Annotated in this window: 15 protein-coding genes; 6 read left to right on the forward strand and 9 right to left on the reverse strand. The window is 64.0% G+C overall.

Going from position 1 to position 20,271, the window contains the following annotated elements:
• Nucleotides 1-118: 118 nt before the first annotated feature.
• Nucleotides 119-1,555 (reverse strand): aldehyde dehydrogenase, encoded by a 1,437-nt coding sequence (gene aldA, locus GGD40_RS03025; protein ID WP_179704787.1) that lies wholly within the window; start codon nucleotides 1,553-1,555, stop codon nucleotides 119-121.
• 287 nt (nucleotides 1,556-1,842) lie between these two features.
• Here aldA and GGD40_RS03030 point away from each other — a divergent pair, with 287 nt between their 5' ends.
• From GGD40_RS03030 to GGD40_RS03040, 3 genes are all read left to right on the forward strand, one after another.
• Nucleotides 1,843-3,006 carry a porin gene (locus tag GGD40_RS03030; protein WP_257030328.1) on the forward strand — a complete coding sequence of 388 codons (1,164 nt, stop codon included), beginning with the start codon at nucleotides 1,843-1,845 and terminating at the stop codon, nucleotides 3,004-3,006.
• Between the two features lie 172 nt (nucleotides 3,007-3,178).
• Nucleotides 3,179-4,237, forward strand: coding sequence for a type IV toxin-antitoxin system AbiEi family antitoxin (locus GGD40_RS03035; protein ID WP_179704791.1), 1,059 nt, complete (start codon nucleotides 3,179-3,181; stop codon nucleotides 4,235-4,237).
• Nucleotides 4,227-4,493, forward strand: a complete 267-nt coding sequence (locus GGD40_RS03040) for a hypothetical protein (RefSeq protein ID WP_179742755.1) — start codon at nucleotides 4,227-4,229, stop codon at nucleotides 4,491-4,493. Before GGD40_RS03035 ends, GGD40_RS03040 begins: the two co-directional genes overlap by 11 nt.
• Before the next feature lie 156 nt (nucleotides 4,494-4,649).
• Here the strand turns inward: GGD40_RS03040 and GGD40_RS03045 are convergent, their stop codons facing one another.
• Complete coding sequence (locus tag GGD40_RS03045; RefSeq protein ID WP_373565313.1) at nucleotides 4,650-5,657, reverse strand: zinc-dependent alcohol dehydrogenase family protein; 1,008 nt, start codon at nucleotides 5,655-5,657, stop codon at nucleotides 4,650-4,652.
• 153 nt (nucleotides 5,658-5,810) lie between these two features.
• On the opposite strand from GGD40_RS03045, the gene GGD40_RS03050 reads away from it, so the two are divergent.
• Nucleotides 5,811-6,737: a LysR family transcriptional regulator gene (locus GGD40_RS03050; protein WP_179704795.1), complete on the forward strand. Its 927-nt coding sequence runs from the start codon at nucleotides 5,811-5,813 to the stop codon at nucleotides 6,735-6,737.
• A gap of 78 nt (nucleotides 6,738-6,815) precedes the next feature.
• Here the strand turns inward: GGD40_RS03050 and GGD40_RS03055 are convergent, their stop codons facing one another.
• The 6 genes from GGD40_RS03055 to GGD40_RS03080 all read right to left on the reverse strand — a co-directional run bounded on the left by GGD40_RS03055 (nucleotide 6,816) and on the right by GGD40_RS03080 (nucleotide 18,051).
• Nucleotides 6,816-7,499: a type IV pili methyl-accepting chemotaxis transducer N-terminal domain-containing protein gene (locus GGD40_RS03055; protein WP_179742756.1), complete on the reverse strand. Its 684-nt coding sequence runs from the start codon at nucleotides 7,497-7,499 to the stop codon at nucleotides 6,816-6,818.
• Nucleotides 7,500-7,594: 95 nt separating this feature from the next.
• Nucleotides 7,595-8,962 (reverse strand): MFS transporter, encoded by a 1,368-nt coding sequence (locus GGD40_RS03060; RefSeq protein ID WP_179742757.1) that lies wholly within the window; start codon nucleotides 8,960-8,962, stop codon nucleotides 7,595-7,597.
• A 223-nt stretch (nucleotides 8,963-9,185) separates the two neighbouring features.
• Nucleotides 9,186-13,460 carry a bifunctional nitrate reductase/sulfite reductase flavoprotein subunit alpha gene (locus GGD40_RS03065; RefSeq protein ID WP_179742758.1) on the reverse strand — a complete coding sequence of 1,425 codons (4,275 nt, stop codon included), beginning with the start codon at nucleotides 13,458-13,460 and terminating at the stop codon, nucleotides 9,186-9,188.
• A 35-nt stretch (nucleotides 13,461-13,495) separates the two neighbouring features.
• Nucleotides 13,496-13,849, reverse strand: a complete 354-nt coding sequence (gene nirD / locus GGD40_RS03070) for a nitrite reductase small subunit NirD (protein WP_179704803.1) — start codon at nucleotides 13,847-13,849, stop codon at nucleotides 13,496-13,498.
• A gap of 41 nt (nucleotides 13,850-13,890) precedes the next feature.
• The gene (nirB, locus tag GGD40_RS03075; protein WP_179742759.1) at nucleotides 13,891-16,437 is read right to left on the reverse strand and encodes a nitrite reductase large subunit NirB; all 2,547 of its coding nucleotides are present in this window, start codon (nucleotides 16,435-16,437) and stop codon (nucleotides 13,891-13,893) included.
• Between the two features lie 405 nt (nucleotides 16,438-16,842).
• Nucleotides 16,843-18,051, reverse strand: a complete 1,209-nt coding sequence (locus GGD40_RS03080) for a sensor histidine kinase (protein WP_257030329.1) — start codon at nucleotides 18,049-18,051, stop codon at nucleotides 16,843-16,845.
• Nucleotides 18,052-18,193: 142 nt separating this feature from the next.
• On the opposite strand from GGD40_RS03080, the gene GGD40_RS03085 reads away from it, so the two are divergent.
• Complete coding sequence (locus GGD40_RS03085) at nucleotides 18,194-18,574, forward strand: response regulator (RefSeq protein ID WP_179704809.1); 381 nt, start codon at nucleotides 18,194-18,196, stop codon at nucleotides 18,572-18,574.
• 30 nt (nucleotides 18,575-18,604) lie between these two features.
• Here GGD40_RS03085 and GGD40_RS03090 read toward each other — a convergent pair whose 3' ends face one another.
• On the reverse strand, nucleotides 18,605-19,492 hold the full coding sequence (locus tag GGD40_RS03090; RefSeq protein ID WP_179704811.1) for an MOSC domain-containing protein: 888 nt from the start codon (nucleotides 19,490-19,492) through the stop codon (nucleotides 18,605-18,607).
• A gap of 311 nt (nucleotides 19,493-19,803) precedes the next feature.
• Here GGD40_RS03090 and GGD40_RS03095 point away from each other — a divergent pair, with 311 nt between their 5' ends.
• Nucleotides 19,804-20,208: a GlcG/HbpS family heme-binding protein gene (locus GGD40_RS03095; RefSeq protein WP_035550161.1), complete on the forward strand. Its 405-nt coding sequence runs from the start codon at nucleotides 19,804-19,806 to the stop codon at nucleotides 20,206-20,208.
• Nucleotides 20,209-20,271 lie beyond the last annotated feature (63 nt).

Below are 20,271 nucleotides of genomic sequence, written 5' to 3' on the forward strand. Positions count from 1 at the left end.
AGACACCGTGCCGGCGTGAACGGCCGCCGGGTCTCCAATATGTTTTGTTATGGATTTAACTGCGGATGAATAAAACGCGCGCCGTGCCTTGAAGCGTGCGGCGCGCGCCGGTTCTGCTTCAGTACTTCATGACCACGAGGCGGGTCTGCGTGAATTCGAGCATGCCGTGCTTGCCGTCGTCGCCGCCGAGGCCCGAGCGTTTCCAGCCCGCGTGGAAGCCTTGATACGGATCGGCCGGCGTGCGGTTCACATACAGCTCGCCCGCTTCGATGTCGTTGGCGATCTTCATCGCGGCGCGATAGTTCTCCGTGTACAGCACCGACGACAAACCGAACTGGTGGTCGTTGGCCATCTCCAGCGCTTCGTCGAGCGTGCGGTATTTGACGACCGGCATGATCGGACCAAAGGTCTCTTCCTGGATGATTTCCATGTCCTGACGGCAGTTCGTCAGCAATGTGGCCGGATAGAAGAAGCCTTGCCCTTGCGGCAGCTTGCCGCCGGTTTCGAGCGTGGCGCCCGCCGCGACCGCACGTTCCACCATGGCGTGAATCGACTGGCGCGAGGCCTCGTTGACGAGCGGACCCATCAGCGCAGGCTGTTCGCTGCGGTCGCCGCTTTCCACCGCGCTCATATGCTTCTTCAGCAGCGCGACGAAGCGGTCATGCACGCTTTCCTGCACGTAGACACGTTCGATCGCCGTGCACAACTGACCGCAGTGCGTGGTCTTGGACGCCACCAGATCGCGGGCGGCTTTCTCCAGATCGGCGTCAGCTTCGATGATGGCCGGCGTCTTGCCGCCCAGTTCGAGCGACGGCTTGGCGATGTTCGCCTTGCAGTACTCGAGTACCTTGCGACCCGCGCCGACGCTGCCGGTCAGCGTGATCATGCCGACCTTCGGATGCGTGCAGAGCGCTTCGGCGGTCGCGTGATTCATCGCGAGAATGTTCACGACGCCGGCGGGCAAGCCGGCCTTCTCGACCGCTCGCGCGATTTCGAACGCGGACGTCGGCGTGTTGTTGCTCGGGCGCACCACCACCGTGTTACCGGCGATCAACGCGGGCGCCACCTTGCGCATGAACGTGTAGACCGGGTAGTTGAACGGAATCAGGCAGGCCACCACGCCGATCGGCTCGCGATGCAGCACGAGGTTTTCGTCGGGCGTATCGCTCGGAATCACTTCGCCTTCGATACGGCGTGCCCATTCCGCGTGATAGCGGGTGATCTGGCCGGCGTAGATGGCTTCGTTGGTGGCGTCGGCGACACTCTTGCCCGACTCCAGCGCGAGCGCCGCGCCAATGGCGGGCGCGCATTCGGTCAGCGCGTCGGCGAGCTTGTGCAGATAAGCGCCGCGTTCGGCGGAAGGCAGCTTGCGCCAGCCCTTCTGCGCGGCAGCGGCGGCGTCGACCGCGGCAAGGGTCTCGGCCGGCGTGGCGGCCGTGACATGGGCGATCACGGCGCCGGTGGCCGGGTTGTGGACGGCGATGAGTTCGTCGCTCGCGGATCCGATGGCAGGCTCGTTAAACCGGCCGTTAGAAAAATTCCGCTCGATTCGCATGGTCGTCTCCTGAATGGCGTGGTGCAAAACGCATGGCTTCCGGCTATCGCCTTCATGCCTAAGTTGCATGAACGGAATTTTTCTCCTCGTCAGGGCGACCCACAAGCGAATAATTTGCGGGACAAACATTCGAAAAAATCATGTTTATCCAGGGATCGACCTTATACGCCGATCCCCATTCCGAATTGCAGAATCCGGGCTTCGCCAAAAAAAGCAGCGGCCTCGCGGGCGGCGTTCCAGCCGTCCCGAACCGAAGACCGCTCATTACCAACGTCTGGAGCTCGACCATGAAAAAGAACCGCCTCACCGCCACTCTCGCCGGCTTCGCGGCGCTCGCCTCGCTGGCGGTGACGCCTGCTTTCGCGCAAAGCAGCGTGACCCTGTACGGCGTACTCGACGAGGGGATCGACTACACCAACAACGCCGGCCGCGGCGCGGTCTGGGAAATGGCGAGCGGTTATGCGCAAGGCAGCCGCTGGGGCATGAAGGGTTCGGAAGACCTGGGCGGCGGCATGAAGGCGGTTTTCCAGCTGGAAAACGGCTTCGACGTGAGCTCCGGGCGTCTGGGCCAGGGTGGCCGCATGTTCGGCCGCCAGGCCTATGTGGGGCTGAGCGACGACCGTTTCGGCACGGTCACGCTGGGGCGCCAGTACGATTCGGTGGTCGATTACCTCGCGCAGACCACGGCCAACGGCAACTGGGCCGGCTATCTGTTCGCGCATCCGTACGACAACGACAACACCGACAACTCGTTCCGGCTCGGCAATAGCGTGAAATACGCGAGCCCGAACATCGCGGGCTTCCAGTTCGGCGGCGTGTATAGCTTCAGCAACGACACCAACTTCGCCAACAACCGCGCGTACAGCTTCGGCGGCCAGTACGCGAACGGCGGGCTCCTGATCGCAGCGGCCTACCTGCAGGCGGACAATCCTGGCGTGGGCGCCACCGGCGCGATCACCGCGAACGACGCAAGCTTTATCGCCGGCCGCATGCGGGTGTTCGGCGGCGGCATCAACTACACGTTCGGCTCCGCGACTGCGGGGTTTGCATACACCAACTCGAACTATCAGAACCCGACCGGCAACGGCTATATCGGCATTCCGCTGGCCGCGGCCGGCGTCACGTTGAATACGCTGAAGTACCAGAACTTCGAAGTGAACGGCAAATACCAGTTCACGCCGGCGTTCTTCGTCGGTGCACAGTATGTCTACACGATGGAGAACTACGATGCGTCGTCGGGCAGCGTGAAGCCGAAGATTCACTCGGTCGGTCTGATGGCGGACTACAACATCTCCAAACGCACGGACGTCTACGTGCAGGGCGAATATCAGAAGGTGGCCGGCAGTTCGACCCAATCGATTCTCGACGACGCATTCATTCCGGGCGTGCAGGCGCCGTCGTCGACGGGCACGCAGGTGGCCGTGCGGGTCGCGTTGCGGCATAAGTTCTAAACGATTGAAGCCGGCGGGGCGCATTGCCCCGCTGTGTTCAACTTTTTCCGATGTTCACGTTCCGTATACATCGAATTTTTTTGAACACGACGGCGGCACGCAGTCCGCGTTCAACTTTTGCAAGCTGTTCACGTTACGTATACACTCGAAAAAAATTGAACAGAGGTGGACCATGCCACGCGCACCCGCGCAGCCGTTCGTGCCCGACCCGACAGTCCAGGCCGCCGCCGAGGCCTTCACCGCCGCGACCGGCGTGTCCACCAGAATCCTCCGGCCGCCGGCTCGCACGCATTACACGGCAAAAATCGAATTCCGCGCCGCACCGGGCAAGAGCTGGTCCCGGCCGGTGCTGCTGGTCGACAACGTCGACCGTTTCGCCACGCTGGCCGCCATCAAGGCCACCGCGCGCATTCGCGACGACCAGCCATTCGTGGTGATCGCCCCGCATCTGTCGTCGAACATGCTTCGGCATTGCCGGGAATTGGGACTGGATGCGCTGGACACGTCCGGCAACGCCATCCTGCACGCCGACGGCAACCTGATCATGATTTCCGGCGAAAAGCGCACCGGACTCGCGAGCCGCACCAAAGACCGCGCGTGGACAGCCAAAGGCATGAAGGTCGTCCTCGCGCTGCTGTGCGAGCGCGAACTCGTCAATGCGGGTCAACGCCTCATCGCGCAACGGGCAGGTGTCAGCCTCGGCACCGCGCAGTCCACGTTTCGCGACCTGTTCGAGCGAGGCGATATCGTCCAGCGCAAAGGGAGTTATGTGCTGGCCGATACCGACCGCCTGCTCGACGAATGGGCGGCCCTGTACCCGTCCAGACTGCGCAATCAATTGCTCGTCAACCGCTACCGGGCCGCGGATCCGGCATGGTGGCGCGACATCGATCCGCAAAGCGGGCAATGCCAGTTCGGCGGCGAAGTAGCCGCCGCGCTGCTCACCGGCTACCTCAAACCGGCCACCGTGACGCTGTACTGTCAGCACGACATGCCGCGCAAATGGCTGATCGACGCCCGTCTGCGCGTCGATCAGCACGGCGACGTGGAACTGCTGAGCGCCCCGCTGCCCCTGACCGGCACGGTTGCTTCATTGCAAGTGGCCGCCATGCCGAAAGTGCCGGCATCGGTCGTGCATCCCGCGCTGATTTACGCCGATCTGGTCGCCACCGGCGACTCCCGCAACCTCGAAACCGCCCGGATGCTCCGTGAGCAATACCTTGCCGCTTGATCTGCGCGACGACCGCCCGCTACCGGCGATCGTCGTCGAGCTGCTGCGGCATGTCGCGGCGACGGCGCACGCGGCGAAGCTCGACTGGTTCGTGGGCGGCGCGAGCGCTCGCGACATCGTGCTGACCCACGTGCATGGCATTGTCGCGACGCGCGCCACCGCCGACGTCGATATCGGCGTCAACGTGGAAAGCTGGACGGGGCCATGCCGAGCTCAAGGCCGCGTTGATCGCCGGTGGCGCATTCGAGCAATATGATGGCCCTCAGCGCCAGGCTCTTCGAACCCACGCCCGAGCTGACCGAGTTGGTATTCAACGCGTTCCGGGACGGTTTTCACGGCGCAGAGTAAGCAGCGGAGACCGCGCGGAACGACGCGGCCCAGCCGCTTTCAACAGCGGCCCGGCCGCCCTGCCTCAACCACCCACGCTCACCACCACTTTCCCGAACGCGCCCCGCTCCAGATGCGCGAGCGCGGCCGGCAGTTGGTCGAACGCATAGACCGTATCGACCACCGGTTTGAGTTCGAGCGTATCGACCGCGCGCACCAGGTCTTCAAGCGCGCGCCGATGGCCGACGCCGATGCCCTGGATCGTCGGCCGTCCGAGGAAACTCGGAATGCTCGGCAGCGACATGCTGTAGCCGTCCAGCGTGCCGATCAGCGAAATACGGCCGCCTTGCCGCAACGCGCGCAACGAAGCGCCGAGATTCTCACCACCCGCCAGTTCGAACACATGATCGACGCCGCGGCCGCCGGTCAGCTCACGCGCGACGCGCTCCCAGTCAGGCGTGGCGTGACGGTCGATGCCATGCGTCGCGCCCAGTTCCAGCACGCGCTGCAACTTGGCGGCGCTACTCGTGGTGGCAATCACCTGCGCACCATGCGCACGCGCCAGTTGCACACCGAACAACGCGACGCCGCCGGTGCCTTGCATCACCACCGTTTGCCCCGCATGGACCGCGCCCTTTTCCACCAGCGCGAACCACGCGGTCAGGCCGGCGCACGGCAGCGTGCTCGCTTCGACCGCGCTCAGCGTGCGGGGCGCGCGCACGGCCCACGATTCGTGCAGCACCACGTAGTGCGCCAGCACGCCCGGCAACGAGCCGCCGAGCACGCCCGCATCAGGCGGACATTCACCGTCGACCCAACCCGCCCAGAACGTGCCGAGCACGTCGTCGCCCTCGCTAAAACGCGTCACACCCGCGCCGGTCGCGACCACCGTGCCGGCCATGTCCGAACCAGGAGTAGCCGGCAGCGTCGCCGACGTGTCCGTCTGCTCGTCGGCGATAAACCACAAGTCGCGATAGTTCAGCGACACCGCCGCGACCCGCACCACGATTTCACCCGCGCCGGGCGTCGGCATTGGCTTTTCTTCCAGCCGCAGATTGTGCGCACCGGCTTCCCGTAAGACCCATTGACCCATCGTTTGCATATCGGCTCCCGCCTGATCGTTTTCGATGAAAAGAGTCTACGGTTTCTATAAACGCTACAGTGGCGGTATCTGATCGTCAGTTTGTAGCGTTTTTGGCACCAGTTAGTCCGCTATCGTCGCGTATCGGCCAAGGGAGCGTGTTCCATGAGAGACCGTCTGAGCGGCATCGCCGCGTTCGTCAACGCCGCCGAAGCCGGCAGTTTCGCGCTGGCCGCCGAGCGCATGCATCTGTCGCGCTCGGCGGTGGGCAAGACCATCGCGCGTCTGGAAGAGCAACTCGGCACGCGGCTGTTTCATCGCACCACGCGCAGTCAGAGCCTCACCGAAGACGGTCACGCGTTTTACGAACGCTGCGTGCGCGCGCTCGCCGAACTCGACGCGGGCGAAGCGACCTTGACCGCAGGCCGCCAGGATCCGCAAGGAAGGCTGCATGTCAGCATGCCGGTGCTGTTCGGGCGACGTTGCGTCGCGCCGATCCTGCTGGAACTGGCGCAGCGTTATCCGAAGCTGGAGTTACAGATCAGTTTCACCGATCGTGTGATGGACCTGGTCGAAGAAGGTATCGACCTGGTGGTGCGCGGCGGGCCATTGAATCGCGCGCCGGCGGGACTGGTTGCGCGCAGGCTCGGCGAACAGATCATGGCGCTCTGCGCGGCGCCCACCTATCTGGCCAAAAACGGCACGCCAGGCACGGTGGCGGATTTGCAGCGCCATCAAGGCATTTTCTATGCGCGTGGACGGCGTGAAGCAGCATGGCAGTTGCCGGATGAACAGGATGTCTTGCAGAACATCGTGATTCCGCACCGGCTACGTTTCGACGATCTCGAAACCATTCTTGCCGCGACGGTGGCGGGCGCGGGCATCGCCTGCCTGCCGTGCTGGCTGATCGCCGACGCCATGGCGAGCGGCGTGCTGGCGAAGGTGCTGCCAGCGTTGCCCGGGCAACGTATCGATCTGCATCTCGCCTGGCAGCAGACGCGCCATTTGCCATCGCGAATGCGCGTCGTGATCGACGAACTCGCGGCACGCGTGCCCGCTGTGCTCGCTGAGGGCATCGTCGATAAGAGTTGAAGGTTCGCACGGGACGTCATGCGCCAACCGGTCAAAGCGGCGCGCACGCGATGACTCTCACGCGCTGCAGCGAGGACCTCAACCGCCCGAGGTCTTCTTCACGAACGCGCTGACCACCGCCTCCAGTTCCTTCGTAATCGACGTCATCACACCGGCCACGACCGCGAATTCGCGACCCGTCACATCCGTGCGGCTCGCGACGATCTGACCGTTGAAGGAGACGATATGCGCCTCTTTCGCGATCGCCTTGATCCGTTCGATCAGATTCTGCTGCTCTTTCTTCTGCGCTCGCGCAATCCGCCGGCTCTCCTCTTCGTACACCGCCGTGACGCCATGCAGTTGCGCGAGCAACGGATCGACCGAACCGATCAAGGCGGCGAGTGCGTCCGCCGACTGCGGCGCGGCGCGCCCAATCGCATCGAGCGCCGTTGTGGCCAGCGCGATAAAGCCGGCGATCCTCTGCGCCACCTGGCCGTTGCCATGAAACGCGTCGCGCAGCGCCGGCGAAAATAGTCCGGGTAAGCCGTCGCGACCTTGCACCAGCGCCGCGTGACTGTCGGCGAATGTGCGCAAGGTGTCGCGCGCAATCGCGAGCGCGCCGTCGAATTGCTGGAATGCCAGCATCGCCTTCAACGCAATGCGCTGCGACAGCATCCGTTGACGTCCGGCCATGTTGATCAACGAGCTCATCACCTCGCTAGAGACGTCCGTGTCGACCGGGATGGCGTGTATGGCGTGAAGCCTTTGTGCGGGAATGCTCATGTTCACTTCTTAACGATGTCGAGAGTCCCCGCCGCACGCGCGCTCGTTGCGTGAAACCGCCGCAACGAACGCGCCGCTATGGCCGAGTTGATGCGTCACTCCGTGGCGTGCGCGTGCAATCCGCCGGTTTGCATCGACCACGCCATCCACGGACGGCGCAGCGCGACGATCGCCACGAACGCGCAGGCGGCCAGCGCGCCGAAGGTCGCGAAGCCCATCTGATAGCTGCCGGTGCTTTCTTTCGCGATGCCCATCACGACCGGCAGATAGAAGCCGCCGATGCCGCCCGCCGCGCCGACAATGCCCGACATCAAACCGGTACGCCCCGCCCAGCGATGCGGCACCAGCTGGAAGGTCGCGCCGTTGCCGAGACCGAAGGCCACGTACAGGCACAACAGCAACGCGATGCCGCCCGCCATCGAAGGCATCGCGGCAGCGAACACGAAGTCGCACAGCGAGATGATCGCCAGCAGGAAGGTCAGCGCGCGCACGCCGGACACCTTGTCGGCGATCAGACCGCCGAGCGGGCGCACCATCGCGCCGGTCGCGGCGAGCAGCGCCATGAACAGGCCGGCATCGATCTTCGACAGTTGATAGAGATTGGTCAGCAGCAGCGACACATACGAGGACATGCCGACGAAACCGCCGAACGTGATGCTGTACACCAGCATGATCGCCCACGTATCGCGCTCACCGAGCACCGCGCGATAACGCTTCGGCAACACAGCGATAGCCAGCAGCGCGCCGATCACCGGCAACAGCAGCACGCCGGTCTTACCCGAGCCGAACAGACCGGCTTCGACGAGCAGCACCAGCACGATCAACCCCACCAGCGTCACCGCAAAACTGCTGAATGCGCGCAGCACGCTGCCCGACTTGATGCCCGCGTCATTGGCCCAGAAATACAGCGTGATCGCGGCAATCGCGAGCAAGGGCAGCGCGCCGCCGGCGGCCATCTGCCAGCCGTAGTGCGTGGCCAGTTGCGGGAACAGGAAACCGTCGAGCACCGCGCCGATATTGCCGGCCGCGGCCAGACCCAGCACCAGCCCCTGCACCTTCGGCGGATAGTTGCTGCCCGCCATCGGCAGCGCCACTGCGAAACTCGCACCGCCGACCCCGAGGAACACGCCGAGCACCAGCAGCTCCGTGTACGACGGCACCGACGCCATGAGCGGCAGCACGATCGTCGGCACCGCCGACAACAGCACACCCATCAAGGCAATGCGTTTGCCGTGCGCGGACTGATACAGATTGCCCAGCGTCACGCGCAGAATCGCCGCCGACAACACCGGCACCGCCACCAGAAAACCTTGCTGCGCGGGAGTCATCGCAATGCTTTTGCTGATGAACGGCGCGAGCGGCCCGTACAGCACCCAGACCGTGAAACCGGTGTCGAAATAGAGGAAGCACGCCACCAGCGCGCGCCAGTCCCCGCTCTTGAGGGAGCTCATCACGTTTTTCATCAGACATCCTCATAAAACTGATTGTTCGTCTATCCGGCCGCAACGTATGACGCTGCGAGGTGCGGTGCTTTCTGTCATGCACCGGAATGGTCGACAAGGTTGAAAACCGGCCTGAACATGCAACCTCCATGCCATCCGGGTCCGTCGTTTGAAGCTCGCTTGCGTACTCTTTGAAACCTGAAACCGTGACCTCGGCGGGCCGCTTTTCACACCGTCTCGATCTTCAGTAGACGTCGCGTGCATAGCGCTTTTCTCGCGCGAGGCGGCTCACGTAGTCGAGCGCTTTTTCGTCGCTCATGCCGCCGTGTCGCGCGACGATGTCCTTCAACGCCGCGTCGACGTCTTTCGCCATGCGATTGGCGTCGCCGCAGACGTAGAAATACGCACCGTCTTCGAGCCATGACCACAGTTGCGCACCCTGCTCGCGCATGCGGTCCTGCACATAGATCTTGTCCGCCTGATCGCGCGAGAACGCGACGTCGAGCCGGTTGAGCAGACCGTCGTCGCGCATGGCTTCGAGTTCGTCGCGATAGTAGAAATCGGACGACGCATGTTGCTCGCCGAAGAAGAGCCAGTTGCGCCCGGTGTCGCCACGTGCACGCCGCTCGTGCAGAAAGCCGCGGAACGGTGCGACGCCGGTGCCGGGGCCGACCATGATCATCGGCGTGTCCCCGCCGTGCGGCGGCCGGAAGTGCGCGGACTTCTGCACGAACACCGGCACGTCGACGTCGCCGGCGCGATCGGCGAGAAACGTCGACGACACGCCTTTGCGATGACGCCGGCCGTTGCTGTAACGCACGGCGGAAACCGTCAGATGCACTTCACCGGAATGCGCTTTTGGACTTGACGCGATCGAATACAGGCGCGGTTGCAGACGTTTGAGCATGCCGGTCAATTCGGTGGCGGTGAGCTTCACCGGAAACTCGTGCAGTACGTCGGCCAGTTGTTGGCCCCACAACCATTGCTTTAGATCGGCCTTGCGCTCGGGCGTCAGCAGATCGCGCAGCGCGCCTTTACCGTTGCCCTTGCCGTTATCGCTGCGCGCGGCGATCAACGCGAGCGCATCCGGATTCGGCCGTGCGATCTCGTAGTGCCGGTGCAGCGCATCGGCCAGACGCATCTCGCCCACGCCCGCCACCTGCACCAACGCGTCGGCGTTGGTGCAGGTGAGGCCGACCAATTCATCGACCAGCTCCGGGCAATTGCTCGGCCAGACGCCCAGCGCGTCGCCCGTTTCGTATTCGAGGCCGGATTCGTTTGTGCTGAGTGAAAAGTAGCGCGTGTCTTTCGCCGCGCCCTGCTTGTTCAGACGCAGATTCGCGACGAGCCGCGACGCGGCCGGCTGCGCTTTGCTCGGCACGGCGCCGGGGATCACCGCGTTGATCATGCCGCCGGGCGGCACCGCGTGCAGCGCGGCATCTTCTTCTTTAATGCGCACGATGATGCGTTCGAGCCACGCGTCGGCGCTCTGCTGATAGTCGCTGTCGCAATCGACACGCTCCATCAGTCGCCGTGCGCCTTTGGCCGCGAGTCGTTCGTCGAGGCGGCGGCCGTGGCCGCAGAATTGATCGTAGTTGCGGTCGCCGAGCGCGAGGACAGCGAAGCGCACGCCGTCGAAGCGGGGCGCGGCGGCTGCGTCCTTCATTGCGTCCGTGCTCAATTCCGTCCAGAGACTTTGCGCGTTGTCGGGGGGATCGCCATCGCCGAACGTGCTGGTCATCAGCAACACGTATTGCGCCTTGGCCAGCGCCGACACGTCGTAGTCCGCCATGCACGAGGTGCGGATTTCAAAACCCGACTCCATCAGACGCGTGGCGTAGCGTTCGGTGAGCGATTCGGTATTGCCGGTTTGCGAGGCCCACAGCAGCGTGACCTTGGGCCGTGCGCGTGCGATCCGCACGCCGGATGTTTGCGCGGTGTCTTGCAGCGTATGAGCGAGCGAGGTGGGCATGGCCACTGACGCGGCGAGCGGCGCGCTGCGGCTAAATAGCCCCCCGAGCAAACCGTCCACGTAGAGGCGTTTCGTTGCATCGAACGGCGCGCTGATCGGCAGAACCGGCACAGCGCTGCTGTCTCCACTAACACCCTGCTCCCGCGCCGAGCGCAAGCCACTGACGAAACCCGCGAGATAAGTCCGCTCGGCATCGGAGAACGAGGGCGCGGGCGTTGGTGGCAACTGCAACAAACGGGTGAGTGCTTCGATATGCGGCATAGACAGATCCTCGGCACTGGCCGTTGCAACACTCACTGACGTGGCGGTCACGCCCACCGCCAACGCGGATGCAGATGCAGATGCATCGGCAAACTTAACCGTGTCATCGTTCGAAATCGGCTCGGCAATGTCGACGCGCACCGCACTCAGCGCGACCGCGCAAAACTTGAGTTCGGGTTGCTGCGAGACCGGATCGATTGCATCGCTCGTCACGGCGTTGATGCACAGGTCGTCGCCGAACACGTCGTTCCAGTGCATCGGCGCGAAGCAGTTGCCCGCGCTCACGCGTTCGGTCACGACTGCCGGCAACACAGCCCGGCCGCGGCGCGAACGAATCTCCACCGGGTCTTTGGCCTTGATACCGAGCGCGGCCGCGTCTTCGGGATGAATCTCGACGAACGGCCCCGGGTTCAGCTTGTTGAGCATCGCGACCTTGCCGGTCTTGGTCATGGTGTGCCATTGATGCTGCAACCGGCCGGTGTTCAGCACGATCGGAAATTCGCGATCGGGCAATTCGGCCGGCGCCGCATAAGCGCGCGCGAAAAACATCGCGCGCCCGCTGGCGGTCGGAAACACGAGCCGCGGATGGCTGCCGTCCGGCAACGCTTTCAGCGTCTGGCTAACGCCGTCGTTGAGGTAGCGCACAGGATTGCGTCCGCTCGAATCGTCCGCCGCCAGCGGCCATTGCAACGGCGTTTCCTTCAAACGCCGATGGCTCGCGCCACGCAGGTCGTAGCCGGTTTTTGGATTCGATGCCCGCGTGATTTCCGCGAAAACTTCGTCGGCGCTCTCATAGCTGAAGGCTTCGGCAAAGCCCATTTCACACGCCACGCGCGCGATGATCTGCCAGTCCGGCAACGCCGCGCCCGGCGGTTCGATGCCCTTTTGCATCAGCGTAAGATTGCGCTCCGAGTTGATCATCACGCCTTCCGCTTCGGCCCATAACGCGCCGGGCAGCAGCACGTCGGCGTAGCGATTCGTCTCGGTGTCGAGAAACGCGTCCTGCGAAATCACCAGCTCCGCGGCGCGCAAACCGGCAATCGCGCTCTGCCGGTTCGCGACGCTCGCCACCGGATTCGTGCAGATGATCCAGCAGGCCTTGATCTCGCCCGCGGCCATGCGCGTGAACATATCGATCGTGCCGTTGCCGACTTCGGCCTTCAACGTGCCCGGCGGAATCGCCCAAAGCGCCTCGATAAACGCGCGGTCTTCCTCCGCCAGCACCGACCGCTGCCCCGGCAATCCCGGACCCATGTAGCCCATTTCGCGGCCGCCCATCGCATTCGGCTGGCCGGTCAGCGAAAACGGCCCGCTGCCGCGGCGGCAGATCTTGCCGGTCGCCAGATGCAGGTTGCAGATCGCGTTGGTGTGCCACGTACCGTGCGTGCTCTGATTCAGGCCCATGGTCCAGCAACTGATCCACTCTTTTGCGGTGCCGATCATCTGAGCCGCGCGGCGAATCGCTTCGGCAGGCAAGCCCGTGATCCGCGCAACGTTCTCGGGTGTGTAGTCCGCCAGAAACGCGGGCATCGCGTCCCAGCCTTCGGTGGCCTCGGCGATAAAAGCGGCATCCGTCTGGCCGTTTTCGTGCAAAAGGTGCAGCAGGCCGTTGAGCAGCGCGAGATCGGTGCCCGGTTTGATCTGCATGAACAGATCGGCTTTCTCGGCGGTCGTGTTGCGGCGCGGATCGACGACGATCAGCTTCGCGCCGGCCTTCACGCGATCCATCATCCGCAGGAACAGAATCGGATGACAGTCGGCCATGTTCGCGCCGATCACGAAGAACACGTCGGCGTGATCGAGGTCGTCATACGAGCCCGGCGGGCCGTCCGCGCCGAGCGACAGCTTGTAGCCGCTGCCCGCGCTCGCCATGCACAGACGCGAGTTCGATTCGATATTGTTGGTGCCGACGAAACCCTTGGCGAGCTTGTTGACGAGGTACTGCGCTTCGATCGACATCTGCCCGGACACGTAGAACGACAGCGCGTCCGGTCCATGTTCGTCGAGCAAACCGCGCAATCGCGCTGCCGTGCTGCTGATCGCCTGCGCCATCGGCAGCGGCGCCGGGTCCTGGTCGCGCGCGTGACGCACGAACGCGCCTTCCAGACGCCCCGATTTGCGCAACGCGACGTGTGCCGATTGCCCCTTCGTGCAGAGCCGTCCGAAGTTGGCCGGATGTTCCTTGTCGCCGGAAATCTTCACGACCTGCCCGTCCTCGACGTGCAGCACCATGCCGCAGCCGACGCCGCAGTAGGGGCACACCGTTTTGACGTTAGAGGAAGACATGGCGGGCAATGTGGCTCAGCAAAGTTAGCGGGCGATCAAACCGCGACCCACACCTGACCGTTTTCCACGCGCGTATCGAACGCGCTGACGGAATACGCGGGCGTTTCCAGACACTCGCCGGTACGCAGATCGAAGTGATGCTTGTAGATCGGCGATGCGACCACGACGCGTTCGCCGAGACTGCCGATCAGGCCACGCGACAGCACCGCCGCCTGCGAGCCCGGATCGAAGTTCTCGATCGCATAGACGGCGGCGTGTGCGTGACCGTCGTTCACGTGAAATACGGCTACCTGTTCGCCGTCGACGAGCGCGCAGACGCCCGTGTTGGGGACGATTTCATCGAGCGGGCAAACGGCCTGCCAGGCGCGCGGCACGCGGTCTTGGTTCATGGCGAAGTCCTCGGTAAATAGCGCAATGCGCGTGGATCAGATCAGACGGTTTCGACGACGACCGGAATCGCCGCCAGCCGGGTTTGCCGTTCGGTGGGCGTGGCCGGTCGGATCTGGCCGCGCTCTTCGACGAACGTCACGTTGCGGTCCGGCTCGCTGCTGTTGACGAAGTGACGGAAGCGCTTGCGCGTTTCCGGATCGGTCACGGCCTTCTTCCACTCGCATTCGTACGTATCGACCACGTGCTGCAGATCAGCTTCGAGTTCTGCGGCTACGCCGAGACGATCGTTGACGACCACGTCGATCAGATATGCGAGTCCGCCTTCGAGGTTCTCGCGCCACACGCTGGTGCGTTGCAGACGATCGGCCGTGCGCACGTAGAACATCAGAAAGCGGTCGATGTAACGCACCAACGTGTCTTTATCCAGATCCGACGCGAGCAGTTCGGCATGGCGAGGCTTCATGCCGCCGTTGCCGCACACGTAGAGATTCCAGCCCTTTTCGGTGGCGATGATGCCGACGTCCTTACCCTGCGCTTCCGCGCATTCGCGCGTGCAGCCCGACACGCCGAACTTGATCTTGTGCGGCGTGCGCAGACCCTTGTAGCGGTTCTCGATTTCGACCGCGAGCCCGACCGAATCGCCGACACCGTAGCGGCACCACGTCGAACCGACGCACGACTTCACCGTGCGCAGCGACTTGCCGTACGCATGACCGGATTCGAAACCGGCGGCGATCAGTTCTTCCCAGATGAACGGCAGTTGCTCGACGCGCGCGCCGAACAGATCGACCCGCTGACCGCCGGTGATCTTCGTGTACAGCCCGTATTTCTTCGCGACCTGACCAACGGCGATCAAACCGTCGGGCGTCACTTCGCCGCCCGCCATGCGCGGCACGACCGAGTACGTGCCGTCGCGCTGGATATTGGCGAGGTAGTAGTCGTTGGTGTCCTGCAGCGACGCGTGTTCTTTCTTCAGCACGAACTCGTTCCAGCACGACGCGAGAATGCTCGCCACCGCCGGTTTGCAGATATCGCAGCCGAGGCCATGACCGTGCCTCGCGAGCAATTCGCCGAAGCTGCGCACTTCACCCACCCGCACGAGGTGATACAACTCCTGGCGGGAAAACGGAAAGTGTTCGCAGAGATGGTTGTTGACCGCGAGCCCCTGCTTTTTCATTTCGGCCTTCATCACCTGCGTGACGAGCGGCACGCAGCCGCCGCACGAGGTGCCCGCGCCGGTCGCGCACTTGAGCGCGCCGATATCGGTTGCGCCCGCACCCACCGCCGCGCACAACGCTCCCTTCGACACGTTGTTGCACGAGCAGATCTGCGCGGCGTCGGGCAGCGCGTCGACGCCGAGCGCCGGTTTCGCGTTGCCGTCGGCTTGCGGCAGGATCAGGAATTCAGGCGCTTCCGGCAGCTCGATGCGGTTCAACATCATCTGCAACAGCGTGCCGTATTCGCTCGCGTCGCCGACCATCACGCCGCCCAGCAGATACTTGCCGCATTCGGAGACCACCAGCTTCTTGTAGACCTGCTTGCGTTCGTCGCTGAACTGATAGGCACGGCTGCCCGGCGTGTTGCCGTGCGCGTCGCCGATACTCGCCACGTCGACGCCCATTAGCTTCAGCTTGGTGCTCATGTCGGCGCCGGCGAATTCGGCGCCGGTCGTTTCACCCAGCAACTGCTTTGCCACCGCGCGCGCCATCTCGTAGCCGGGCGCAACAAGGCCGAACAACTGGCCGTTCCATAGCGCGCACTCGCCGATCGCGTAGATGTGCGGGTCGCTGGTGCGGCACGCGTTGTCGATCACGATGCCACCGCGTGGGCCGAGCGTCAGGCCGCTTTCGCGCGCCAGGTCGTCGCGCGGACGGATGCCCGCGGAGAACACGATCATGTCGGTGTCGAGATGGCTGCCGTCCGCGAACTGCATGCGGTGCGTGCCGGTTTCGCCGTCCACGATCGCCGTGGTGCTCTTTTGTGTGTGCACCGTCACGCCGAGTTCTTCGATTTTGGTGCGCAGCAGGCGGCCGCCGCCGTCGTCGACCTGCACCGCCATCAGACGCGGCGCGAATTCGACCACATGGGTTTGCAGGCCCATATCGCGCAGCGCTTTCGCGCATTCGAGACCGAGCAGCCCGCCGCCCACCACGGTACCGGTGGTCGAGCGCGTGCCGCATTCCTGCATCGCTTCGAGATCGTCGATGGTGCGGTACACGAAGCAATCGACGCGCTCGCGGCCCGACACCGGCGGCACGAACGGATAGGAGCCGGTGGCGAACACGAGCTTGTCGTAGGGCAAGGTCTCGCCCGTCGAGACCGTCACGCTGCGTGCGTCGCGATCGATCGCGACCGCTTTCGCATTCAGCTTGAGCAGCACGTTCTGTCGTTCGAAGAAGCCCGGTTCGACCAGCGACAAATCGTCCGCGCTCTTGCCCGCGAAGAACGCCGACAGATGCACGCGGTCGTAGGCCGGCCGCGACTCTTCGCACAGCACGGTGATGTCGAGACCGTGCGCGGCATCTTGCGCCAGGCATTCAACCAGTTTGTGGCCGACCATCCCGTGACCGATAACGATGATTTTCATGACCGCGGTGTCCTCAATGTGCTGGGCTTGCTGGATCTCATGCGCCGCCGCGCGACAGCAGCGAAAACGCTTCCGGAAACGAAAACGGCGTCCCGCGAATCCAGTCGATGACTGAATCCGGGGGACGCCGTTGTCCTGATCTGTGCTGCGGCGGGCGCTTTGTATTGCGCTCGCGACGGATCCACGTTGATCCGATGGCACGGCTTTACGCAAAGGCCGTGCCAATGCGATGAAATGGGCGTGGCGAGGCCATGGCGCGGGGCTTGAACGGGAATGGCACGCGCGTGCGGCAAATCATCGGCGCGATGCGTTTTGATGCAGCAAAGCACAGGGATGGTGCGACGCAGCACTGTGCGCGTGCGGCGTCCGGCTAACGGAGTGGAACGTCAACGCTGCCCGATACGCTTAAACGCCGGTCGGCAAGCGCGCCACGAAACACGTGCCCTCTTGCGCCGACGACCGGACTTCCAGCGTGCCACCGTGTGCGGAGACGATCTGCTTGCAGATATACAAGCCCAGCCCCAAGCCGCCGCCGGGCTTGCTGGTGGGTGGCCGCCAATAAGGCTCGAACACTTTGCTCAACACGTCCGCGGCGATTTCGTTGCCGCCGTTGATCACCGTCAGCACCAGCTCGGCGCGCTCGATACGCGCCTGCACCCGCACCGGAAACTCCGCGTCGCCATGTGTCACCGCATTGCCGAGCAGATTCGACAGCAACTGCTGCACGCGCGTGCGGTCGCAGCGCACCGGCGTGGTAATCGCGATGTCGTCGGCGAGCAGGCGCTGCGGATTGGCCTCGCGCACTTCCGCGACCACCGCCCGCAGCGCGCCGGCCAGATCGTCGACTTCGTCGATCGACACGCCGATACCCGAACCGAGCCGGCCACGCGCGAAGTCCATCACGTCGTCAATCAAACGCGCCATGCGCAAGGTGGAGGACTTCAGGCGCTGGCCAATTTTCACGAGATCGGGCTCGTTCTTGCGCAGCGACAGCAGTTCGGCGGTCGCGCTGACCGCCGACAGTGGATTGCGCAGATCGTGGCCGAGCACGGCGATGAACTGCTCACGCAGGCTGGCGGTTTCCCGCTCGCGAATCAGGGCCGTTTGAGCGGCTTCGTGACGCCCTTCGGTCACGAGCTGCATCGCGATCAGGTCCGCAAATCCTTCGAACATGCTCAGCGTGCGCGGGTTCGAGACCTCGGCCGGATTCGGGTCGATCGCGCAGAGATTACCGAAATAGCTGCCGTCGGGAAGAATGATCGGCACGGAAATATAACTGCCCAGCTTGTAGATTCGCGCCGTGTGGTGGCCGTGATAAACCGGGTCCTTGCCGAAATTGTCGATCACGATGGTGGCCCGCGCCGCGCGCGACTCGAAGCACAGCGTGGTCTGCAGTTCGAGCTGACCGCCCGCCATCAGGCCGAAGTTCACTTCGTCCTGCACCGCGCAGGCGGTCCAGCTGCGCTCAGAGACCCGGGCCACGGCGGCGAAGCCCATCCCCGTGTTTTTGCAGATCAGGCGCAGGATCGCCGGCACAGCGCCGATACGCTGGACCGCCTCGATATCGCGCGCGATCTGCGCGTCTTCGCTATTGCCGAGCGGTAGATTCGTCATAGAGAAACAGTGCTGGAAGTTTTGCGCGGAGGGCCTGAGAGCGGGCCGGAAAACGAAAAAGCGTCGAGTAACAATTCTATTGGGACTTCAAATTGCTCACTACCAGGAATACACATACCAGGAATACTCATAGGGGAAGCCGATGTTTACTCAGGAAACGGCTCGCCTGCTGATCGCCGACGACGACCCCGATCTGCTGGCTGCCTACACGCTCTATTTCAGCGCCCAGGGGTTCGACATCCGCACTGCCCGCAACGGGCTCGACGCGCTGGCGCAGTATTGCGCCTGGCATCCGGGCGCCGCGCTGCTCGACGTCGAGATGCCACGCCTCGACGGGCGCGCGGTGGCGCGCCGGATCCGCTCCGTCGGCGATGTGCCGGCGCCGACGCTGGTCGCGGTCAGCGGACTCCAGCGCGCCGAGGAACGCAGCGAATCGCTGCGCTCGGGCTTCAATCATCATTTCGTGAAACCCGTGCCGATGCCGGTGATTCTCGCCGCGTTGAACGGATCGAGGCGGCATTGAGCGGGGGTTAGGCGCGGATCAAGCGGCGTTTCAATCGCCGAAGCCCAACTCCGCTTCGACCGTCTGCCCCACCCGCAACCACGCCCCGGCGCCGCTGGCCACAAGCGCGTTATTGCCGAACGTCAGCGCGCCGTTGCGCTGCGAATTCGCCCGGTACGTGCTCATCGTGTCGGTCGGCTCGTCCGGCCAGTCCGGATCGGGTGCGCCCGTCGCCTGGTCGACGGTCGGCATTGGACAGCGCGCGCAGGTCTTGACGAGCTGCAGTTGCACCGCGGTTATCCCATCAGCCGTGTCGCCGGCATCGACGCTCAACGTCTCCACGTAGTCTTCTTCGTACGCGTCGAGCCCCGTCAGCACGACGTTCGGGCGGAACCGGTCGATCGGAATCGACGGCGCGCCCTTGCGTTGCAGCCGCGTGTTCAGATCGTCGAGCGACGCCTGACCTACAACCAGCAACGGAAAACCGTCGGCGAAATACGTGGTGGCGCCACCGGTGCTCGCGGTGTAATCCGGATCGACAATGCGCTCGTGCTCGGGATCGAAACGCAGCAGCCGCGCCGGCACGCCGAGAAACGTGGAGAACCAGGCCGCGCTGGCGTCGCCGGTGTCGAGACCATAGGCCGCGTCCCGCCAGACCTGGGTCTGCACTTTACGCGGCGCATCGAGCCGCGCGGCGTCGAGCGGCGTGCGAAATTCGCTCATGCCGGGCGCGCGAATTACGAGCTCCGTGTCGCCGAGTTCGACCTTGATCAGCGCCATGCGCGGATACGCACGCTGCGTGAGCATCGCGCCGGCCGGGTCGGTGACGATCCAGCACCGATCGTATTCGAGCCCGGTGGCAAGCAGGCGTGCTTCGCTCAATGCGATGCCCGCGCAGGATTTGATCGGATAGACGAAAAGCTCGCTGATGGTCGGCATGGTGTGGGTCGGCGCGTGGGGCGGCGCTCAGGTGGTTGGTGTTTGAAGCCCGGCTTTGAAGCTCGGCTTTGAAGCTCGGCTTTGAAGCTCCGCTTTGAAGCTCGATTGTAAGGCCCGGCAGGACGATGAGTCCGCTTCGAACCGCGTCCGCCGGATCGCCGATAGCCGGCATGCGTCATGCAACGGTTTGTTCGAGCCGCGCTTGGACGTAAAATCACCGGGCTGCGCGACGGCCCTCGCTTAGCGTCAAAGCGTCACTGGATTGAATTTATAGAAGCATCCTTACCATAACCCGAGACAGGAAATTCATTATGCTGAGCAAACCCGTGTTGACCGTCGCCGAAACGACCCGAATCCTCGAGGCCGCTCGCGCCGAGGCCGAGAAGCACCAGTGGGCCGTCGCTATCGTGGTGGTCGACGATGGTGGCCACCAGTTGGGCATGCTGCGGCTGGACGGCAGCGCGCCGGCCAGTTCGTACATCGCGACGGAAAAGGCCCGCACTTCGGCGATCGGCCGCCGTGAAACCAAGGTATACGAAGACATGATCAACAACGGCCGCACCGCGTTCCTCAGCGCGCCGTTGCTGGGCACGCTGGAAGGCGGCGTGCCGGTGATCGTCGAAGGCCACGTGATCGGCGCGGTCGGCGTGTCGGGCGTCAAGTCGGATCAGGATGCACAGATCGCCAAAGCCGGCATTCAGGCGCTGGCCGTTTAAACCGCAGTTGTAGCTCAACGCGGGCCGATGCCCCCTCATCGGCCCCATTCAGACAGATGGAGC

This window comes from Paraburkholderia bryophila, assembly GCF_013409255.1.
Taxonomy (GTDB): domain Bacteria; phylum Pseudomonadota; class Gammaproteobacteria; order Burkholderiales; family Burkholderiaceae; genus Paraburkholderia.

What these genes read in the sequence shown, in the direction of transcription:
- aldA (WP_179704787.1), bottom strand. Translation starts at nt 1,555, where the DNA reads ATGCGAATCGAGCGGAATTTTTCTAACGGCCGGTTTAACGAGCCTGCC.
- GGD40_RS03030 (WP_257030328.1), top strand. Translation starts at nt 1,843, where the DNA reads ATGAAAAAGAACCGCCTCACCGCCACTCTCGCCGGCTTCGCGGCGCTC.
- GGD40_RS03035 (WP_179704791.1), top strand. Translation starts at nt 3,179, where the DNA reads ATGCCACGCGCACCCGCGCAGCCGTTCGTGCCCGACCCGACAGTCCAG.
- GGD40_RS03045 (WP_373565313.1), bottom strand. Translation starts at nt 5,657, where the DNA reads ATGGGTCAATGGGTCTTACGGGAAGCCGGTGCGCACAATCTGCGGCTG.
- GGD40_RS03050 (WP_179704795.1), top strand. Translation starts at nt 5,811, where the DNA reads ATGAGAGACCGTCTGAGCGGCATCGCCGCGTTCGTCAACGCCGCCGAA.
- GGD40_RS03055 (WP_179742756.1), bottom strand. Translation starts at nt 7,499, where the DNA reads ATGAGCATTCCCGCACAAAGGCTTCACGCCATACACGCCATCCCGGTC.
- GGD40_RS03060 (WP_179742757.1), bottom strand. Translation starts at nt 8,962, where the DNA reads ATGAAAAACGTGATGAGCTCCCTCAAGAGCGGGGACTGGCGCGCGCTG.
- GGD40_RS03065 (WP_179742758.1), bottom strand. Translation starts at nt 13,460, where the DNA reads ATGTCTTCCTCTAACGTCAAAACGGTGTGCCCCTACTGCGGCGTCGGC.
- nirD (WP_179704803.1), bottom strand. Translation starts at nt 13,849, where the DNA reads ATGAACCAAGACCGCGTGCCGCGCGCCTGGCAGGCCGTTTGCCCGCTC.
- nirB (WP_179742759.1), bottom strand. Translation starts at nt 16,437, where the DNA reads ATGAAAATCATCGTTATCGGTCACGGGATGGTCGGCCACAAACTGGTT.
- GGD40_RS03080 (WP_257030329.1), bottom strand. Translation starts at nt 18,051, where the DNA reads ATGACGAATCTACCGCTCGGCAATAGCGAAGACGCGCAGATCGCGCGC.
- GGD40_RS03085 (WP_179704809.1), top strand. Translation starts at nt 18,194, where the DNA reads ATGTTTACTCAGGAAACGGCTCGCCTGCTGATCGCCGACGACGACCCC.
- GGD40_RS03090 (WP_179704811.1), bottom strand. Translation starts at nt 19,492, where the DNA reads ATGCCGACCATCAGCGAGCTTTTCGTCTATCCGATCAAATCCTGCGCG.
- GGD40_RS03095 (WP_035550161.1), top strand. Translation starts at nt 19,804, where the DNA reads ATGCTGAGCAAACCCGTGTTGACCGTCGCCGAAACGACCCGAATCCTC.